The following is a 20,525-nucleotide window of genomic DNA, read 5'->3' on the forward strand; positions in this document are numbered from 1 at the left end:
AGCTTGCTTCATTGCGGAATGTGTAAATATTGTAAACATTCTGAACTATCCTTAACTTACCGCTGAATGAATGCCTCTGTCAAATTTATTTTACCGTTTATTTTTCATAAAAGAACTCGGGTTCATACCATGCCATTTGCGAAATTGGTTCGTGAAATGGTTGTAGTTCTGGTATCCCACGTCATAGCACACTTCCGATGCGCTGCGGTCCGTATGCTCCAGCAGCAGAGCGGCTTGTTGAATGCGCATACGGTTCTGCATATCTACGATCGAATAGCCGGTGCTATCCTTGAATAAATGCGAAAGCCGCGAAGGGGAGAGGCCAACAGCTTTGGCCAGCTCTTCGATGCGTATCTGACTGCGCATTTGCCGGGTTAGCAGGTGGATGACTTCTTCGATCCGGGAATCGATTTTGTTGCTCGTTCTTTGCGCAATCACCAGCAGCAATTCCTTCAATGCGTTGCAGCATAGATCATACCAATATTCGCCGCGTTCTCTGGAATCGCCAATAACTCGTATCAAAGCTTGATAAATCCGCAGACGGACCGATTCACTCTCGACGGTGAATTGCAGCAGTTCCTGCTCGGGCAGCAGATTCGTTTCTGTCAGTGACGGCGGGAAGTGCGCCCAGACAAAGTCCCAGGTGCTTCCTTTGCGCGTGCCGTATTGATGCGGTGTCCCTGGCTTCAGAAGTGTGACATCGCCCGCTTGGCAAATGCGCTCCTGCCCGGAAGTGATGAAATAGCCTTCACCGTTCAAGGTTAAGGTTAGCAGCCAATCCTCCATGCCCGAGGGTCGTGCCGTTACATATGTATCCGTTTTCAAAAAGTGGTCTGCAAGTATGGTGAGTTCGGCCATTTCCGTGCTCTCTCCCTTCTGCCATATGTAAGTATTATAGGGGGAGATCAGGAATGAAAACAACAAAATAGCAGGATTGTGTGAATGAATAGCATATTCGATCATTCCTTGCACCACTTGCAGTCTTTACAATAAAAGTACGAAATACGTTGAAGGAGGGGCTCTAAGATGACACTGCAGCTGAGAAAGTTGACGCCAGCGCAAAAGCAGCATTTTGAAACAGAGGGCTATTTGATTGTGAAGGGATTGTTTTCAGAGCAAGAACTGGCAGAAATCGATGACACCTTTGAGGCGATCAGCCTGCAAACCATTCCCGGCCATTTTGAGCCCGACTTGCTAACGGAAGGCCAGATGGATCCGCTCAAGCGCTATCCGCGCGTCATGCATCCACATCGCTTTAACGAGACGGCCAAAAAGTACATGCTGCACGAGCCCGTCATGGAAGTGCTGGCCGATTTGTATGGAGAGGAAGCGCTCGCTGCGCAAAGCATGTTCTATTACAAGCCGCCGGGCTCGCGGGGGCAGGCGCTGCACCAAGATAATTTTTACCTGCGCGTGGAACCGGGCAATTGCATTGCCGCATGGACAGCCATCGATGCAGCGGATGAAGAAAACGGCGGTCTGCTCGTCGTTCCAAAAACGAATCACATGGAGATTGTGTGCCCGGATGTGGCGGACAGCCGCGAATCGTTTACGACCCATTACGTCAAGCCGCCGAAAGATGAAAAAGCGTTCCCAGCCATTATGGCGCGCGGTGATGTGCTGTTCTTCAACGGCAACCTGATCCACGGTTCCTACCGCAACAAGTCGAAAGACCGCTTTCGCAGGGCGTTTATCTGTCATTACGCCAATGCCTCGGCTGCGCAGATCAGTCATTATTACCGGCCGCTGTACCGCCAAAATGGCGACCCTGTCGACCTGGCAAGCAATCCGGACGGAGGGCCTTGCGGCGAGGAAGTGAAGACCGCTTACCCGCATTAACAAGATTCACATGGAAGCAGCAATCCTTGGTTATACTACCAACAAGCTTTACGAGGACAGGCACCAAGGATAGGAGAGGTCATCTTGGCAATGAGTTTGAGCTTTATCGCGGGCGTTATGCTTTTGCTTCGTCAGAGTCCCATTCAGGAGCAGCATCAACTATGTATCGACCATAGCGGCTCCTGTATTCGGAATGTAAAGCCCGCTGACTATACACAGCCATATTCCGGTTTGCCGCTGATCGATGATGGGAAGCTGGATACGTTAATCAAGCAAATCGACAAAGCGATGTACCGCGCGCCAGTTAATGCTACGATCAATGACAGCGGTGCAATCGTCAAGGAAGAAGCAGGCGTCAGGCTGAATCGGGAGGCGTTTCAAAAAGAGTTTTATAAGGCTTACTATGATCCTGCCATCTTTCAGCTAAAACCGCCGGAAATGACGATTTATCCCAAGGTGGACAGTGAGCTGCTCGCTGCCATTCGCGTTCAGCCGATCGGGTACTATGTGACTTATTTTAATTCACGAAACCAAAATCGTTATCATAATATTACGCTAGCTGCAAAAGCAATTAACAATTATGTCGTGCTTCCGGGGGAGACGTTCTCCTTTAATCGTGTTGTAGGCGTCCGTACACCGGCACGCGGCTATAAGGCCGCCAAAATTATCGTACGCGGCGAGTTTTCCGAAGGGATCGGCGGCGGCATATGCCAGATTTCCTCAACGCTTTTTAATGCGGCGGACCGGGCGGGTTTGAAAATCGTAGAACGCTACTCCCACAGCAGATCCGTGCCATATGTTCCGCCTGGCCGGGATGCGACGGTGAATTGGGGCGGGCCGGATTTCAGCTTTACGAACAGTTACAATCAGCCCGTGCTGATCCGCTCCCAAGCAATGCCTGGGCAGGTCGTCATTACGATTTACACCTCCGAGCTGGTCAAACCTAAACCGCGGCACGTCCCGAGCGCATCGGAGACGCTGCCAGAAGAAATTCATGCCGGCACGGGCGTCAACATGACGCCGTAAGCCGTGCGGCTCTGTTAGCCCTAAAGCGCCCGGGATGGCGCTGCAGGGCTTTTTCGCTTGATACTTGCCGGGCGGGAAAGGTCAATATATGCATATTTTTGCAAAATATAAGCAATAAATCGCAAGATTTTTAAGGGAGGCTCGGCTACAATAGACAGCAGGTTCAACAGGCTCAGAAAGGTGGAAACTTACACATGAAAACGTTTTTAGATGAGAACTTTTTGCTTACGAATGATACAGCGGTGCATTTATTTCACAACATTGCCAAGGACCTGCCGATTATCGACTACCATTGTCACTTAAGTCCGAAGGAAATCTATGAAAATATTCAATTCAACAATATTACCGAAGCTTGGCTGTACGGCGATCACTACAAGTGGAGAATGATGCGCGCCAACGGCATAACGGAAGATAAAGTGACTGGACAAGCCAGCGATTACGACCGCTTCGCGGCATGGGCATCCACACTGCCGATGGCGATTGGCAATCCGCTGTACCACTGGTCGCATATGGAGTTGCAGCGCTTTTTTGATGTTAAGGAACTGATTAATGAGAAAAATGCGCCGGTCATTTGGGAAAAGGTGAACGCCAAGCTGGCTGAGGGCAATCTGCGTGCCCGCGACTTGATTACGATGTCTAAAGTAACGGTTATTTGCACGACGGACGATCCGACGGATTCGCTAGAATACCATATCAAAATCAAGGAGCTTCCAGATTTCGATACGCAAGTACTGCCTTCGTTCCGTCCGGACAAAGCGCTGGAAATCAACCGCGCTACGTTCCGACCTTGGATTGCTCAGCTGGAGCAAGCTTCCGGCATCGCGATCCGCAGCTACGATGACTTGCTGAATGCGCTGGAAAACCGCGCGGAGTTCTTTGCTTCCGTTGGCTGTAAAGTATCTGACCATGCGCTGGACTATGTGCCTTATGCGGCTGCTCCCAAAGAAGAAGTTGCCCAAATTTTCCAAAGCGCTTTGGAAGGACAAGCTGTCAGCTTGGATGATGAAAAGAAATACAAAGCGTTCACCCTGCTCTTCCTAGGGGGCGTATACAAAAAGCTGGATTGGGCGATGCAGTACCACATTAATGCATCCCGTAACAACAATGGCAAAGCGTTCCGCGAGCTTGGCCCTGATACAGGTTACGACTCGATCAACGACAGCTCGGTGGCTAGCGCATTGACGGGACTGCTGTCCTCTTTGGCGCTGGCAGAGTCGCTGCCAAGAACGATCTTATACTCGTTGAATCCGCGCGATAACGAAATTCTGGGTACGCTGATGGGCAGCTTCCAAGGCGAAGGCATCCCAGGCAAAATCCAATTGGGCGCTGCATGGTGGTTCAACGATACGAAAGACGGCATGCTGCAGCAAATGAAAACATTGGGCAACGTGGGCTTGCTGGGCCGCTTTGTCGGCATGTTGACTGATTCCAGAAGTTTCTTGTCCTACACGCGCCATGAGTACTTCCGCCGCCTGCTGTGCAACATGATCGGTGAGTGGGTGGAGCAGGGCGAGTTCCCGAACGATGAAGAGCTGCTCAAGCAGCTTGTTGAAGGAATCAGCTATAATAATGCGAAACAATATTTCAGTTTTTAAAATGATAAAAGCCTGTGAGCGAGCGATCGCTTGCAGGCTTTTTTGCTATGCCATCTACGTTTTGCTGCTGAATTTGCAGGATACGCAGGGAGCGGCTTTCAAGTTGCAGCCTTGCTGCCCCGCGTGCAGGGCTCGGCGGACTAGGCTTTGCGCGGTCGTTCCCCCCGCACTCGCTATGCACCGCGCACCCAGGCCGCCGCTCCTACCTACTTCACTTGGCGCATCAGCTTGCGGCACTCCAGCGGGGTCTGCTGCGTCACTTGCTTGAAGACGCGGCCAAAATGCGCCACGCTGTCGAAGCCGGACTGCTCCGCAACGTCGATGACCTTGAGCTTCGTTTCACGGAGCAAGCGCTGTGCCTCACGGATGCGTACATTGTTCAGGTACTCGATGAACGAGAACCCGGTCGTCTCCTTAAAAGCGCGGCAAAAATAGCTCGGGCTAATAAAAAACGACTCGGAAATCGACGTCAGCGTCAATCTCGTCCGGTAGTGCTCGTTAATAAAAGCGACGATCTCAAAGATTTTCGGATTCATCGCATGGTTGCGCGCTTCCTTTGCACTCGTCTTATCGACGAGCCTGGAGCAATAAAGCAGCAGCTGCGTCAGCAGCGCATTACTGCCCAGCTCCCACCCGTTCAAAGCCTGCTGCTGCTCGCGGAGCATACTGAACAGCAGGTTTTCAACAAAGGTGCGATTGGTGCCCGTTAGCGAAAGGATATGCTGCTTCTGTGTAAAAGGGACAAGCAAATGCTCAACGGCATGTTCCCCGAGATCGTCCACCAAATCAGCGCCAAAACTGATCAAAATACGCTCATGGTGCTGGGCATCCACATTATGCGTTTTATGAAGCTCGTTGCGGTCAATAAAAACAAGATCGCCCTCCTCGATCAAATAGGAGCGGTCCTGTATGAAATAGTACCTTTTGCCGGAAACCAGGTAATAGACTTCATAATGGTCATGAAAATGATTGACAGGCATGGAAAAAGGGCCGCTGCGCTGTCGCTCGATCACAAAAGTAGGCAAGGGAATTCACCTCTCGCATCATGTAACTCTTTTTCTCATTATAGCAAAATATGCAAGAAAGTGCAGTTGAAAGGTAAGATTTGATTAGAAAATAAGCAAATATTGTATTACTTTAATAGTAAGAAAAGCAGAATACATTGAAACTCGAGAGGGGAAGCCCAGAATGAAAAAGCGTTATGTGTTAGTTGGTACCGGAGGACGTGCTGAGTTTTTCTATGGCGCGATTGTAAGAGATTTTCAAGAGACTTCAGAGCTGGTTGCTATTTGCGATATCAATCAAACCCGTATGGATTTCACCAATCGTTTGCTCACAGGCAAATACGGATACCATGCGGTGCCTACTTATAAAGCGGATGAGTTCGAAGAAATGATTCGCAGAGAGAAGCCTGATTACGTCATCGTTACGACGGTGGACCGGACTCATCATACGTATATCATCAAAGCGATGGAGCTGGGCTGCGATGTCATTTCCGAGAAGCCGATGACTGTCGACGAAGAGAAATGCCAGGAGATTCTGGATACGATCGAGCGTACGGGCCGTCAACTGCGCGTGACATTCAATTACCGCTATGCGCCGCATAATACCAAAATCCGCGAGCTCATCATGGATGGCGTGATCGGCGATGTCCATTCCGTTCATTTCGAGTGGCTGCTGAACACCGAGCACGGCGCGGACTATTTCCGCAGATGGCACCGGGACAAGCGCAACAGCGGCGGTTTGTTGGTGCACAAGTCCACGCACCATTTTGATCTGGTGAACTTCTGGCTGGGCACGCAACCGGAAACGGTTTTTGCTTTGGGCGGATTGATGTTCTACGGCAGAGAAAATGCCGAGAAACGCGGCGTAACCCAATTCTACCAACGCGCGACAGGCAGCGAACTGGCCAAAGATGATCCGTTTGCGCTTCATTTGGATCAGAACGATCATCTGAAGGGCTTGTACCTGGATGCGGAGCATGAGGACGGCTACCAACGCGACCAAAGCGTGTTCGGCGACGGCATTAACATTGAAGATACAATGGGCGTAACGGTACGCTACAAAAATAAAGCGATTTTGACCTATTCCCTCAATGCTTACATGCCATGGGAAGGTTTCAATGTGAACATCAACGGCAGCAAAGGCCGTATCGAAATGCGTGTCGTGGAAAAATCTTATGTAAACTCAGGCGGCAAAAAAGAAGACGAAGGCGCGCTGCAAGAAAAAACAATCAAAGTATTCCCGATGTTTGATGCCCCTTACCAAGTGCAGATCGAAGAAGGCGTTGGCGGCCATGGCGGCGGCGACCCGATCTTGCTGAAAGATATTTTTGACAAACCGGCTGACGACCGCTTCCAGCGTGCAGCTTCGCACGTGGATGGCGCGATGTCGATCTTGACGGGCATTGCAGGCAACATTTCCTTACGCACGGGCCTGCCGGTTCAAGTCGATAAACTGGTGAAATTTTAACTCCCATGTGGAATCCGGATTCGTTCATGGAAGGGCTGTATCGCTCTTTTGAAGCGAAGCGTCATGATAGACGTCAGGCAGAGAGCGCGGAGCAAACGCGAAGCAGGCTGAAACAGCGCTTGACCGACGCGCTGGCGATTCCGCTGCCTGTCGACGAACTGCGCCCCCGCCTGCTCGAGCGCGTGGTGCTTGCCGACCACATCCGCGAGCGCGTCGAATTCGGCACGTTCGGCGGACTGCGGGTCCCGGCCTATGTGCTGCTGCCGAAGGGACCGCTTCGCGGTAACCCGGCTGTGTTGGCTGTGCACGGCCATGGCTATGGAAGCAGGCAGATCTCCGGCCTGCTTCCGGACGGGACCGTGAACGTCGGCAAGCCTGACGTTCACGGCAACTACGCGCTGGAGCTCGTGCGGCGCGGTTTGGTTGTGCTGGTCCCCGAAGTGTTTGGCTTCGGGGACCGCAGACTGGCCGCCGACCTGGAGGCGGGCGAGGTCGGCAGCAACTCGTGCCAGGCGCTGGCTGCGCATTTGCTCTTGTACGGCATCCCGCTCGCAGGCTTGCGGGTGCAGGAAGCGCTCCGTGCGCTGGACTACCTCGCCACACGGGAAGAGGTGGACCCGCAGCGGATCGGGTGCTTCGGCTTCTCCGGCGGCGGCCTCGTCGGCGCCTACGCGTCCGCGCTCGATGCGCGCATCCGCGCGACAGTGTTGTGCGCTTTCGCTAACACTTTTCAAGGCAGCATCATGCACGTTCGCCACTGCATCGATAATTATGTGCCGGGCGCTCTGGATATCGCGGAGCTTCCGGAGTTGATCGGATTGATCGCTCCACGCGCGCTTTTTATTGAATTGGGGGAGCAGGACCCTATTTTTCCCGCGATCACGGCGAGAGCGGCAGTGGAGCATCTGCAGCGGACCTATGCCCATGAGCAGGCAGAGGCGCGGTTAGGCGTTCATCTGTTTCCGGGTGTGCATGAAGTGAACGGACGTCAAGCCTATCCATGGCTGGTCGAACAGTTATACAATTATTGAGTAAAGAGCTTGCAGGCACTCATCCTGCGGCTCTTCTTTGCTTTATAAACGAATTTATCTGTGCTAACCTGAAAGAGATAGAGTAAGGTGGTGCTGTTTTTTTGAAAAGACTCTTGGTTACAGGTTACAAAGCGACGGAATTAGGCATCTTCTCACTGAAGCATCCCGGCATTGCGATTATTAAAAAAGCGCTCCACAAGAAGCTTCTCGCTTTGTTGGACGAAGGACTGGAATGGGTCATCGTGAGCGGACAATGGGGCGTGGAGATTTGGGCGGCGGAAACCGTCATTGAATTGAAGCGGGACTATCCGGCACTCAAGCTCGCGGTCATTACCCCTTTTTTGCAGCAGGAAGAGAATTGGAGCGATGAAAAGAAAGCGATCTACAGCAGCGTCATCGGGCGCGCCGATTATGTCAACAGCATCACGAAGACGAAATATGAAGGTCCGTGGCAGTTCAAGGAGCGGGACAAGTTTTTGCTGCGCAACACGGATGGGATTTTGCTCGTCTACGATGAAGAAACCGAAGGTTCTCCGAAGTTTATGAAAAGACAAGCGGAGCAAGTCGGCGCGAGCCAAGCCTATCCGATTATCTTGATCAATGCGTTTGATTTGCAAAGTGTCGCTGAGGATGACCATGTTGAGTCATGGGACTATGGGGGAGAGACGGGAGAAGCAGGAGAGCGGGACGATCCTGACTATGTGGACTTCTAGCGCTGGTGCCGATGCGCCTAAAGCATACGAAACAAAAAGAAACCAAATCTGTATTCGCAGGATTGGTTTCTTTTTTTGCCTATTAAACAAAAAAATAAAAATGTATTCAAAAATAAACAAAGATATGATACGATGAATCCATCAAGAACAAACATAGACTCATGGGAAGAGAACAAGGACAATACTTAGGAGGGTACTTATGGTTGCGAATTTGTGGGAAACGGATAAAGCAAGTGCAGTAAAGAGCGGATTGGATGAATTGGTCTACCGTTCGAATTTATTGGGTACTGATCGCGCAGTGGCGAACTGGGGCGGCGGCAATACATCGATGAAGACAATTGAAATCGATTTCCGCGGTCGCGAAGTGGAAGTGATGTGGGTGAAGGGCAGCGGCTCCGACCTGGCTACGATGAAAGCGAAAAATTTCACAGGCCTGCGCATGGAAGATATCCGTCCGCTGTACGAGCGCGATGAAATGTCTGACGAAGAGATGGTCGCTTACTTGGCGAACTGCATGATCGACAGCAAGCATCCGCGCGCTTCCATTGAAACTCTTTTGCATGCATTCCTGCCATTCAAGCACGTCGACCATACGCACCCTGATGCGATTATCAGCCTCTGCTGCGCACACAACGGCAAAGAGCTGGCCAAGGAAATTTACGGTGACCGTTTTGTTTGGGTGCCTTATGTGCGACCTGGCTTTACTTTGTCCAAAATGATTGCGACGGGTGTTAAAAATAACCCGCAAGCCGAACTGGTTCTCATGGAGAAGCACGGTCTAGTCACTTGGGGCGAAACGAGCGAAGAGAGCTACCGCAAAACGCTGGCGATCATCCAGGAAGCGGAAGATTTCATCGAAGCTCGTGTGAACGAGGGCGATCTCTACGGCGGAACGAAGTACGAGTCTCTTAATGAGTCCGAGCGCAATGACCTGCTTGCTCAGGTGCTGCCTCTTGTTCGCGGAGCGGTAAGCGCCGAGAAGAAAATGATCCTGACCGTCGATAGCGCAGACGATGTGCTCAAATTTGTTAACAGCAAGGATGCGGCTGTGTTGTCACAAGTCGGCGCAGCTTGCCCAGACCACCTGGTACATACCAAAATGAAGCCGCTTTACATCGACTGGAATCCGAATTCCCGAAATGCCGATGAGCTGGCTGCTGCTTTAACTGCCGGCATCGCAGCTTACAAAGAAGAGTACAAAGCCTACTTTGAACGCAACAAAAACGAAGGCGACGTTATGTTCGAATCTGCACCTCGCGTTATTTTGATCCCGGGGATCGGTATGATTAATACTGGAAAGAGCTGGGCGATGGCGCAAGTGAGCGGCGCATTGTATCACCGTGCGATCTCCGTTATGAGAGGCGCGACGGCGCTTGGCACATTCGTATCACTGAGCGAAAACGAATCCTACAACGTGGAATACTGGCCGCTTGAGCTTTACAAGCTGACGCTTGCCCCTGCAGAAGCGGAATTTTCCCGCAAGGTTGCCTTCATTACAGGCGGTGCAGGCGGTATCGGAAGTGCAACAGCTCGCCAATTGCTGAAAGACGGCGCCCATGTCGTGCTCGCTGATCTCAATCTGGAAGGTGCGCAAAAGCTGTCGGCTGAACTGAATGAGCAGCATGGCGATCACAGAGCTTTTGCCGTGAAAATAGATGTAACGAAAGAGGAAGAAGTGGAAGCTGCATTCCGTGAAACGATTCTTGCCTACGGCGGTGTCGATATTATCGTCAACAATGCGGGACTGGCAACTTCGAGTCCTTTTGATGAAACCTCTCTCAAAGAATGGAACTTGAACATGAACGTGCTCAGCACCGGATATTTCCTGGTTGCCCGTGAAGCGTTCAAGATTATGAAGAAGCAAAAAGTCGGCGGCAGCATGGTATTCGTAGGCTCCAAAAACTCTGTATATGCGGGCAAGAACGCCTCCGCTTACAGCACAGCCAAAGCTGCAGAAATTCATTTGGCACGCTGTATCGCTGCCGAAGGTGGCGAGTATGGCATTCGCGTCAACTCCGTACTTCCGGATGCGGTGCTGCAAGGATCGGCGATCTGGAACTCCGGCTGGCGCAATGAACGTGCCGCTGCCTATGGCATTGAGCCGGATCAGTTGGAAGAGTACTACCGCAAACGGACTACGCTGCTTGTTAATATTTTCCCGAAAGACATTGCGGAGGCAATCGTGTACTTTGCTTCTTCCAAAGCTGACAAAACAACGGGTTGCATGATTACTGTAGATGGCGGCGTGCCTGCAGCCTTCACACGCTAAGTTACCCATATTAAGGAGGATATACCGATGAGCGATCACGCATATGCACTGTTTGAAGAACAGCAAGCAGCCAGAGGCATTGACCTTGAAGCTGTAAAAAGCAAGCTGAAAGCACTCAAAGTAGAAACCCCTTCCTGGGGTTACGGGGATTCGGGTACTCGCTTTAAAGTATTCAAGCAAAACGGAGTTCCGCGCAATCCTTTTGAGAAGTTCGAGGACGCTGCGCAAGTGCATAAACTGACAGGCGTTTGTCCTTCTGTCGCGATCCACATCCCTTGGGATAAAGTGGATGACTACGCGAAGCTGAAGCAGCATGCTGCTGATCTGGGTGTTGCCATTGGCGCCGTGAACCCGAACTTGTTCCAGGAAGACGATTATATTTTCGGCAGCGTAACGAACTCCAATCCGGCAATCCGCCGCAAAGCGACAGACCATCTGCTTGAGTGTGTAGACATCGCCAAAACCGTAGGCTCCGATGTGCTCAGCCTGTGGTTCGCCGACGGCTCCAACTATCCAGGGCAGGTTGATATCCGTAAGCGTAAGGCTTGGATGTATGAAGCGCTGAAAGAGATGTATGCGGCTATGACGCCGAGTATGCGGATGCTTATTGAATACAAGTTCTATGAACCAGCCTTCTATCACACCGATCTGGCCGATTGGGGCATGGCCTTCAATATGGCTAATAAATTGGGTCCGCAAGCGGAAGTGCTCGTGGACACCGGACACCACCCACAGGGTACCAATATTGAGCATATCGTCACTTATTTATTGGATGAAAATAAATTAGGCGGCTTCCATTTTAACAGCCGTAAATATGGCGATGACGACTTGATCGTCGGTTCTGTGAATCCGTACGAACTCTTCCTTATCTTTTATCAAATTCTGGATGCGGCGAATGATCCAAACCCGCAAATCCGCCAAGCAGCCAACAATATTGCCTACATGATCGATCAAAGCCATAACATCGAGCGCAAAATTCCAGCGATGCTGCGTTCCGTATTGAACGTGCAGACGCAATATGCCAAAGCCTTATTGATTAACTTGGATGAGGTAAGGGACGCCCAAGAGCGCCAGGATGTGCTTGCTGCAGAAGATGCTGTGCGCCGTGCGCACGAGTTCGATGTTACCCCGCTGCTTCATGCGGTTCGTGAAGAGATGGGTGTGCCTGTCGATCCGATGAAAGCTTATTTAGCCAGCGGTTATGACGAAAGCATCAATGTCCGTGGCAAAGGCGGTGCTAGCTGGTGAGCAAGCTATCGACCGCTCTGGCATTTGATTTAGGAGCAAGCAGCGGCCGAGCGATCATCGGAAAGCTTGATTCCGAAGCGGGCCAAATGACGATCGAAGAAATTCACCGCTTCCCGAATGATCCCGTGAAGGTGGGCGACCGCCTTCACTGGGATATTCTCCGGCTGTTGCACGAAATCAAACAAGGCATCCTGAGCGCCAAGCATCTAGGTTATGCCGACCAAATCGAGAGCCTGGCGATCGATTCCTGGGCGGTTGATTTCGGCCTCCTTGCCCCTGGCGGGGAGCTTCTTGGAAATCCATACCATTACCGCGATCATCAAACGGATGGTGTCATGGATCGGGTGATCGCAAGTATCGGGCAGGCGAAACTTTATGCCAAGACAGGGCTGCAGTTTCTGCAGTTTAATACCATTTATCAGCTTTGTGCGATCAAAGAGCGAAACCCGCAGCTGTTGAACCAGGCCGATGTTTTGCTTATGATCCCGGATCTTTTGCGTTACTTCCTCACGGGTGAAAAGCATAGCGAATTCACAAATGCAACAACGACACAGCTGATCAATGCGACTACGCATATCTGGGATGCTGAGCTTCTGGAACAGCTCGGTCTGCCGGTCAACCTCTTGCTTCCTCCTGTACCTTCAGGCACAAGGGTCGGCGCTTTGACCGCTTCCATTTGCGCAGAGCTGGATGTTCCGGCGCTGCCCGTCATCGCCGTAGGCGAGCATGACACGGCTTCGGCTGTCGTAGCCGTTCCTGCGCTGCAGGAGGACTTCGCCTTCTTAAGCTGCGGAACGTGGTCCCTGCTCGGTTCGGAAACGCTGCAGCCCATCTTGAGTGAACAGGCTTTGGCCTGGAACTTCACGAACGAGGGCGGCGTCTACGGCACCAACCGCTTGCTGAAGAACATTATGGGGCTCTGGCTCATACAGGAATGCAAGCGCGCTTGGGATAAAGATGGGGAAGTGCTCAGCTTCGCAGAGCTTGTTAAATTGGCAGAGCTAGCTCCGCCGTTCAAGTCGTTTATCGATCCGGACGACGATCAGTTCCTCAGCCCGGACCACATGCCGAAGCAAATTCAGCAGTACTGCCGGGATACACAGCAAGCTGTTCCGCAAACCAAAGGTGAGCTGATCCGTTGTGTCCTGGAGAGCCTGGCTTTGAAATACCGGCTGGTGCTGGAGCGTACGGAGCAATTAACCGGTAAAACGTATACAGGCCTCCATATCGTTGGCGGCGGTATTCAGAACGAACTGCTGTGCCAGTTTACTTCCAACGCTATCGGGCGCGAGGTGTGGGCAGGGCCTGTAGAAGGTAGTGCCTTAGGCAACCTTGTAGTACAATGGATAGCACTCGGGTATATCCCAAATTTAAGTGAGGCCAGAAGGCTGATACGCAATTCATTCCCAGTAAAAACGTACTCCCCTAGCGAGGAGAGAGACTGGGGGGAAGCGTATGAAGCTTTTCAACAGGTGGTATCCCGATCGATAGTGAAATGAGGGAAGACGATGCTCGTAGCGGAAAGATGGCAGAAAATCGTTCAGTTGGTCAATGAAAGAGGCAGCATTCGCGTCACTGAGCTGAGTGAGCTGTGTCAAGTTACAGAAGAAACGATTCGGCGCGACTTGGATAAATTGGAAAGCGAAGGCAAGCTGATGCGCAGTCATGGCGGCGCTGTAAGCGTGAAGGAAGCGCAGTCCGAGGTCCCATTCATGGAGCGGGAATCGGCATATGCCGACTTCAAGAACAGCATTGCCAAAGAAGCGGTTTCGCGCATCCGGGAAAATGACCGCATCATTTTGGATGCAAGCACGACAGCTTGGTATATGGCAAGATTGATACCGGATATGCCATTGACGATTATTACCAATTCAATTAAAGTTGCGCTTGAGGTCAGCACCAAGGAAAAAATTCAGGTGATTTCCACCGGAGGACTCTTGTCTCCAAAATCACTTTCATATGTAGGACCGCTTGCTGAGCGATCGCTGGATACGTACCATGCCCATAAGCTGTTCTTGTCCTGTAAAGGCGTTCACATGCAGCGTGGCATCAGCGAATCTAATGAACTGCAGGCGCTCATCAAGCAAAAAATGATTGCCATTGCCGATGAGACCTACTTGCTGGCTGATCATAGCAAATTTGGCATGCAATCACTGACACAGGTGGCTAGCTGGCAGGATATCCACTACTTGATCACCGACCAGCAAACCAATAAGGACAATGTCAGCCTGATTCGTGAAAAAGGGGTCAATGTCTTGCAATTAGATAGAAATTAATTGAGAACGTATTTACCATCACCAGTATTATGTACATAGTACTGTGGGTGGTTTTTTGTATAAACGGTTTACAGCAAAGTCTGAGCAATTCGGATTTGCAATAGCAGTCAGGAAGGGAGTACGCGACATCATGAAAGTTTCACTGTTCATTACCTGCTTAAGTGATCTTGTCTATCCCAAGGTCGGCGCTTCAATGGTACAACTATTAGCCCGCTACGGGGTCAAACTTGACTTTCCGGAAGTACAGACGTGTTGCGGCCAGCCCGCTTTTAACAGTGGATACTGGGACGAAGCGAGGAGCGCGGCTTTAACGCTGCTGGAAGCTTTTGAGGACAGCGATTTTGTAATTTCGCCATCAGGCTCCTGCACGAGTATGATCCATCACTATTATCCGAAGCTATTTGAAAACGATCCAGTCAACTTAGCCAAAGCCAACCGACTTATCGAAAAAACTTACGAATTCTCGCAATTTTTGGTTCAAGTGCTTGGTGTAACGGACCTGGGAGCGGTATTCCCGCATAAAGTGACCTACCACCCATCTTGCCACGGCAGCCGATTATTAGGTGTGAAGAACGAGCCGATGGCCCTTATGCAACAAGTTCGAGATCTCCAGCTCGTCCCGCTGCCGCATGCAGAGGATTGCTGCGGATTCGGGGGGACGTTCGCGGTGAAAATGTGCGATATTTCCGGCGCGATGGTTTCTGAGAAATCCGATCACGTCCTGGAGACAGAGGCAGAAGTGCTGGTCGGACTAGACATGGGTTGCCTGATGAACATCTCAGGAAACCTCTTGCATCGTGGGAAGCCTGTGAAAGTTATGCATCTTGCGGAATTACTTGCTGAAGGAGTGAAGCTGGCACATGAGCGAGCATAGAGCAACGGGTTCCGTCAAAGAAAGATCCAAAGTCGCGCTGAATAACGATTTTTTGCGCAATGCCGTCAAGTTCACAACCGAGCGCCTAAAAAACGGGAAATTAGCTGCCGCTGAAGAGCACGGCAATTGGGAGGAATGGCGGGAACGCGGCCGCCAAATCCGCCTGCATACGATCGCGCACTTAGATTACTATTTGGCAAGATTCGTAGAGAACGCAAGGGCTCAAGGCGTCCATGTCCATTTCGCAGCGGATGCGGCTGACGCGGTCCGCTTGACGATGCAAATCGCTGAGCAAAAGAAGGCCAAAAGCGTCGTCAAATCCAAATCGATGGTTTCTGAAGAACTGCATATAAACCATGCACTTGAGCAACTCGGCGTCGAGGCTGTTGAAACCGATTTGGGAGAGTATATTATCCAGCTAGCGGGTGAAACCCCGTCCCATATTATCATACCTGCCATTCATAAGAACCGCTACCAGATCGCCGAGCTCTTATCCAAAGAAGCAGGTGAAGAGCTGCCGCCGGATACAGGAATTCTTGCGGGCTTTGTCCGCCGGAAGCTGCGTGAAAAGTTCCTTGAAGCTGACATCGGGATGACCGGTTGTAATTTCGCCATCGCAGAAACGGGCTCCATCGTTCTGTTCGAAAATGAAGGCAACGCGCGTATGGTTAGCACCGTCCCTAAGACGCAAATTACATTCATGGGCATGGAGCGGATCATCCCAACCTTGGACGATCTGGAGGTCATGGCGACGCTTCTGCCACGCTCTGCGACTGGTCAGAAGCTGACGGTTTACATGTCCGTCATATCGGGGCCACAGCGTCAGGTAGATGGCGACGGCCCGGAGGAAATGCACGTTATCATATTGGATAACGGACGGTCACTGCAACTGGGCGATCCGCAGTTTCAAGAGCTGTTGAACTGCATCCGCTGCGGCGCCTGCCTGAATGCCTGCCCGGTTTACCGGCACATCGGCGGACATGCTTATGGCGGTGTGTATAGCGGGCCGATTGGCGCAGTCTTGACCCCGGCGCTCAATAAGAACGTTGCCGAATGGGATGATATCGCCAATGCATCAAGCTTATGCGGCGCTTGCTACGAGGCCTGCCCCGTGAAAATACCGCTGCACGACATGCTGGTCTATTTGCGCCATCGCAAAGTAGAGCGCGGTTCCAAGGATCCACTGGAGCAGGCGGGCATGTCCGGGTTCAAGTTCCTAATGTCTAACGCTAACCGAGTCAAAGCATTCGTTAAACTTGGCCGCATCGGTCAAAAAATGCTTGTGCGTGACGGGCATATCAAAGCAAGGATCGGCCCATTAAAAGGCTGGAACTCTTACCGCTATGCGCCAAGCTTGCCGAATAAAACTTTCCGCGAGTCTTGGAAAGAGATTGAACAAGGATTGGCAGGCTCACTGCCTGAGCTGAGTAATGATATCAAAGCGCGGATGGAACGGCTTATGGCTCAGCGTACAGGAGGAGGGAAGCATCATGGGTAAATCGGATGCGGATTTTTTGCAAAAGCTTCACGAGGAAGCGCTGCAGAAGCAAGAAGCTTTCTTCGGAAACATTGCCAACCGTCTCGGTAGAGAGCGTCGTTTACAAACAGCTCCGGTTAGGAGCATTAAAGGTGCTCCAGACTTTTGGGAAGACGTACAATTGCCTGTCGAGCAGCGAGTCGAGCTGTTTATGTCCAACTGGCAAAAGGCTGGCGGTCATGTCAAACGGTTCTCAGGCATGCCTGATGTCAGAGAGTTTATTGAGAATTTTATCGCAACGACACAGGCTAAACACTTGATCGTTCAGGATCAAGATGAGCTTGCAGAACTGAGAACTGCACTGAAAACTTTTGCAGATATCAATCTCACTGTATGGAACTCGGAGTCGGCCGGTGAAATGGGAAAAGACGAGCTCGTTGCCAAAGCGGCAGGAGCGGATATTGGGATTGTGGCTGTGGAGCACGCTGTTGCGTACACAGGCTCACTTGTCGTTACATCAGATCCTACGCGTGGCCGAAGCGTCAGCCTGTTGCCTACGACACTCATTGCCGTTCTGCCGCTGAACCGCTTGAAAACCAAGCTGGGCGAAGTCCTGCGGCCATTTGATGCGCTCCCGCTAAAAGAGCGCCCTGCGGGTATTCATTTTATTTCAGGTCCTAGCCGATCCGCTGATATTGAAAATGATTTAACCATTGGCGTCCATGGCCCTGGTGTTGTCTATGCGCTAATCGTAGATGAAATTTGAGTGCGAGCCTTAAGGAGCTGTAAGAGAGCTGTCCTCTCTTATGGCTCTTTTTATTGAATCATGCCGTACCGCCATGCCGTACCCATTATTCGCCAGTACTCAAAAAGCCAATTTCAGTAGTCTCCCTCGAATGTAGGTTGACAGCACTGAAATTGGCTTCTTATTAGCTGCTAACGGACATACCATTCGCCTGAAGTCCATTGACTAGCTTTCCAGCGAAGTACTTCCGGGTTAGCCAGATGGACAATTTCTTTGAAAAATTCCAGTTGTTCAATATCTGTCATTGGTTCGAAGCTTTTGGCTATGGCTAGGTTCCTCTCTAGCTGCTGCATGGACTCCATTCAGACAATTGCAGTGGAAATCGGCAATGAGAACGTATATTGCAAAGCTTTTTCATACCACGGCGCGAGTTGGCCTAATGCCATCACCTTCATACCGATGATTGCGATGCCTTTTTCGTTGGCTCGAGGCAAAAATTCGTGAGCAAAGCTGTAAACAAGATGATCAGCCGCAGATAGAGCAACCAATGCACTATCAAATGGAAAGCGTTCGATCGCTTCCAATTGAACGCGCGGGTTCGTGTGCCCGCTGATGCTAATATGCTTGATGATCCCCTGTTCCTTAGCTTCTATCAGTGCTTCAAGGGCTCCGCCTTTGGCCATACACTGGTTCAGTTCATCCATGGTCATGATGTTATGTAATCGCCATTCTTCAACATGATCCGTTTGCAGCCGTTTGAGGCTAGCTTCCAAAAGCTTCAATGATCCGTCTCGAGTTCGGTCATGGGTTTTGGTAGCAATCCAAACCTTGTCTCTACGTCCTAGCAGCGCTTTGCCAAGCCGCTCCTCAGACTGCCCTGCTGAGTAGCTTGGTGCCGTATCGAAGTATATGATGCCTTCGTCGATTGCTCGATGCACAATCTGCAAGGCTTCCTCTTCCGTGCAATGATGTTCATCGACAATCCGTTGAGCACCAAAGCTTAGAAGCGGGAATTGTTTTCCCGTTTGGCCGAAACTACGCTTTTCCAAATCAATTATCACCCCTTGGTTATATGTTATCCAATATTTTCAGTTCATACGAATGTCGAAATGTGCAGGGTTTTACGTGCTAGAAGTCTAAAAGTATGTACAGGGAAATCAGACTAGGCATTACTTGAGACTTTGGGCCTAATTTCTGACAAAAAATGATTGTATTCCACAAGAAATGCACTTATTATTTTATCATGTGCAGTTAAAGCGATTTAGAGATTATTTGGAGAGGTGCGGAAAGATGGAAAAGTCATCGTTGATTGGCATTATTCTTGCGTTTGTAGCCATCGGTGTAGGTATGGTTTTGAAGGGAGCTAGTTTGTCAGCACTTCTTAATCCTGCGGCGATGTTGATTATCTTTGGGGGTACGGCAGCAGCATTATTCATAGCATTCTCACTTGATGAAGTGAAGAAGATTCCGAAGTTATTTAAAATTATTTTTACTGAACAAAAGTTAATGCAAAAAAAAGAATTGATCGATACATTCGTTAACTGGGTAGCGATTACGCGTCGTGAAGGGTTGCTGTCTCTGGAGACACAAGCTGAAGAATTGTCGGACCCGTTCATGAAAGGCGGCATGCGGCTGATCATTGACGGCAATGATCCTGATTTTGTACGCGACGTATTGCTTGAAGATATTGCAGAGATGGAAGCAAGACATAAGAAGTACGCACTTATATTTACCCAAGCTGGTACATATGCGCCGACGCTAGGTGTACTTGGCGCCGTAGTCGGTTTGATTGCGGCTCTTTCGAACCTGAACGAAGTTGAAAAGTTAGGGCACTTGATTTCAGCGGCTTTCGTTGCCACTTTGTTCGGTATTTTCCTGGGTTATGTCATTTGTCACCCTTTTGCCAATAAATTGAAGCAGAAGTCGAAGAAAGAAGTTGAGATTAAGCTGATGATCGTTGAGGGTTTATTATCCATCCAATCAGGCGTTTCAGCGAATTCTGTGAAACAAAAAATGTTGATTTTCATCCCCAACTCGGAGCGCCATGTCTTTGAGGAGGGAGCGAAAGAGGGGGCACCTGAGTGAGTAAAAAGAAGCATGAGGAACATGAAGAACACGTCGATGAAACATGGCTCATTCCCTATGCGGACTTGCTTACTCTGCTTCTAGCTCTCTTTATTATTTTGTTCGCTTCTAGTGCTATGGACGCCAAAAAGTACGATTCCGTGATGAGGTCGCTGAACAGTGCATTTACTGGAGGCATGGCACCATTCTCGATGTCGAACTTGATTCCCATTGACGAACCTGCGAATGCAACCAAAGGTGATGGACAGGAGCAGAATAACGCGCAAAGTCAATTGGAAGCTAAGCTGCAAAAGGAAGAAAAGGATCTTGAAGAGCTGAAAAAGAGTATGGACGGCTTTATTAAAGAGAACAATATGGGCGACCAGTTAACGACTAAGCTGGACAATGCCAAGTTGACGATAACCATCAGTGACAAGGCTTTGTTCAATTCCGGATCTGCAACAATTAAGGATGATTCAAGAGCGCTAGCGGTGTCGATGTCCGATATGCTGAGCCGATATCCGGGATATCAAGTAGAGGTCGCCGGACACACGGATAATGTGCCTATTCACCGTCAGGACTTCGAAACAAACTGGGATTTGAGCGCGAAGCGGGCTGTGAACTTTATGAAAATATTGTTGGATAATTCGAAGATTGATCCTTCTTATTATCATTCGGTTGGTTACGGCGAGTACCGTCCAGTTGCCAGTAACGACACGACAGAAGGCAGGGCTGCGAATCGCAGAGTAGAAGTCAGTATTTTAAGAAACATTAAACCAACAGATGAAATTGCAAAATAAAGAAAATGTCCCGCTGCTTCCTTTTGGAAGGCGGGGCTTTTTTGTATGGATATATGATCGAACCCGTTCCCGGGGCGCCGAGCTCGTCTATAACTG

At 50.4% G+C, this 20,525-nt stretch carries 18 protein-coding genes; 15 read left to right on the plus strand and 3 right to left on the minus strand.

Translation table 11 applies throughout. The annotated features are described in order from the left end of the window. Positions 1-90: 90 nt before the first annotated feature. Entirely contained in the window at positions 91-858 is a 768-nt protein-coding gene (locus O9139_RS13115) for a helix-turn-helix domain-containing protein (RefSeq protein WP_270879933.1), read from the minus strand. Between the two features lie 168 nt (positions 859-1,026). On the opposite strand from O9139_RS13115, the gene O9139_RS13120 reads away from it, so the two are divergent. The 3 genes from O9139_RS13120 to uxaC all read left to right on the plus strand — a co-directional run bounded on the left by O9139_RS13120 (position 1,027) and on the right by uxaC (position 4,460). Beyond that, the gene (locus tag O9139_RS13120) at positions 1,027-1,839 is read left to right on the plus strand and encodes a phytanoyl-CoA dioxygenase family protein (protein ID WP_270879934.1); all 813 of its coding nucleotides are present in this window, start codon (positions 1,027-1,029) and stop codon (positions 1,837-1,839) included. Positions 1,840-1,929: 90 nt separating this feature from the next. Beyond that, positions 1,930-2,865, plus strand: coding sequence for a VanW family protein (locus tag O9139_RS13125; RefSeq protein WP_270880131.1), 936 nt, complete (start codon positions 1,930-1,932; stop codon positions 2,863-2,865). Between the two features lie 194 nt (positions 2,866-3,059). Then, positions 3,060-4,460 carry a glucuronate isomerase gene (uxaC, locus tag O9139_RS13130; RefSeq protein ID WP_270879935.1) on the plus strand — a complete coding sequence of 467 codons (1,401 nt, stop codon included), beginning with the start codon at positions 3,060-3,062 and terminating at the stop codon, positions 4,458-4,460. Between the two features lie 206 nt (positions 4,461-4,666). Here the strand turns inward: uxaC and O9139_RS13135 are convergent, their stop codons facing one another. Beyond that, complete coding sequence (locus O9139_RS13135) at positions 4,667-5,485, minus strand: AraC family transcriptional regulator (protein ID WP_270879936.1); 819 nt, start codon at positions 5,483-5,485, stop codon at positions 4,667-4,669. A gap of 163 nt (positions 5,486-5,648) precedes the next feature. Here O9139_RS13135 and O9139_RS13140 point away from each other — a divergent pair, with 163 nt between their 5' ends. The 10 genes from O9139_RS13140 to O9139_RS13185 all read left to right on the plus strand — a co-directional run bounded on the left by O9139_RS13140 (position 5,649) and on the right by O9139_RS13185 (position 17,586). Beyond that, entirely contained in the window at positions 5,649-6,932 is a 1,284-nt protein-coding gene (locus tag O9139_RS13140) for a Gfo/Idh/MocA family protein (protein WP_270879937.1), read from the plus strand. Between the two features lie 5 nt (positions 6,933-6,937). Continuing rightward, complete coding sequence (locus O9139_RS13145; protein ID WP_270879938.1) at positions 6,938-7,963, plus strand: dienelactone hydrolase family protein; 1,026 nt, start codon at positions 6,938-6,940, stop codon at positions 7,961-7,963. A 101-nt stretch (positions 7,964-8,064) separates the two neighbouring features. Next, entirely contained in the window at positions 8,065-8,676 is a 612-nt protein-coding gene (locus O9139_RS13150; RefSeq protein WP_270879939.1) for a DUF1273 domain-containing protein, read from the plus strand. 199 nt (positions 8,677-8,875) lie between these two features. Continuing rightward, positions 8,876-10,945: a bifunctional aldolase/short-chain dehydrogenase gene (locus O9139_RS13155; protein WP_270879940.1), complete on the plus strand. Its 2,070-nt coding sequence runs from the start codon at positions 8,876-8,878 to the stop codon at positions 10,943-10,945. Positions 10,946-10,972: 27 nt separating this feature from the next. After that, positions 10,973-12,193, plus strand: coding sequence for an L-rhamnose isomerase (rhaI, locus tag O9139_RS13160; RefSeq protein WP_270879941.1), 1,221 nt, complete (start codon positions 10,973-10,975; stop codon positions 12,191-12,193). Continuing rightward, entirely contained in the window at positions 12,187-13,692 is a 1,506-nt protein-coding gene (gene rhaB / locus O9139_RS13165; RefSeq protein ID WP_270880132.1) for a rhamnulokinase, read from the plus strand. Before rhaI ends, rhaB begins: the two co-directional genes overlap by 7 nt. Positions 13,693-13,701: 9 nt before the next feature. Beyond that, positions 13,702-14,469, plus strand: coding sequence for a DeoR/GlpR family DNA-binding transcription regulator (locus tag O9139_RS13170; RefSeq protein WP_270879942.1), 768 nt, complete (start codon positions 13,702-13,704; stop codon positions 14,467-14,469). A gap of 130 nt (positions 14,470-14,599) precedes the next feature. Then, the gene (locus O9139_RS13175; protein ID WP_270879943.1) at positions 14,600-15,343 is read left to right on the plus strand and encodes a (Fe-S)-binding protein; all 744 of its coding nucleotides are present in this window, start codon (positions 14,600-14,602) and stop codon (positions 15,341-15,343) included. Then, complete coding sequence (locus tag O9139_RS13180; protein WP_270879944.1) at positions 15,330-16,841, plus strand: LutB/LldF family L-lactate oxidation iron-sulfur protein; 1,512 nt, start codon at positions 15,330-15,332, stop codon at positions 16,839-16,841. The genes O9139_RS13175 and O9139_RS13180 overlap by 14 nt, the downstream gene beginning before the upstream one ends. Then, on the plus strand, positions 16,834-17,586 hold the full coding sequence (locus O9139_RS13185) for a LutC/YkgG family protein (RefSeq protein ID WP_270879945.1): 753 nt from the start codon (positions 16,834-16,836) through the stop codon (positions 17,584-17,586). Before O9139_RS13180 ends, O9139_RS13185 begins: the two co-directional genes overlap by 8 nt. 341 nt (positions 17,587-17,927) lie before the next feature. Here O9139_RS13185 and O9139_RS13190 read toward each other — a convergent pair whose 3' ends face one another. Continuing rightward, the gene (locus tag O9139_RS13190) at positions 17,928-18,614 is read right to left on the minus strand and encodes an aldo/keto reductase (protein WP_270879946.1); all 687 of its coding nucleotides are present in this window, start codon (positions 18,612-18,614) and stop codon (positions 17,928-17,930) included. 241 nt (positions 18,615-18,855) lie between these two features. Here O9139_RS13190 and motA point away from each other — a divergent pair, with 241 nt between their 5' ends. Continuing rightward, positions 18,856-19,650 carry a flagellar motor stator protein MotA gene (motA, locus tag O9139_RS13195; RefSeq protein ID WP_270879947.1) on the plus strand — a complete coding sequence of 265 codons (795 nt, stop codon included), beginning with the start codon at positions 18,856-18,858 and terminating at the stop codon, positions 19,648-19,650. After that, positions 19,647-20,429, plus strand: a complete 783-nt coding sequence (gene motB, locus O9139_RS13200; protein WP_270879948.1) for a flagellar motor protein MotB — start codon at positions 19,647-19,649, stop codon at positions 20,427-20,429. Before motA ends, motB begins: the two co-directional genes overlap by 4 nt. Positions 20,430-20,525: the final 96 nt, after the last annotated feature.

The organism is Paenibacillus aestuarii (assembly GCF_027789125.1).
Taxonomy (GTDB): domain Bacteria; phylum Bacillota; class Bacilli; order Paenibacillales; family NBRC-103111; genus Paenibacillus_E; species Paenibacillus_E aestuarii.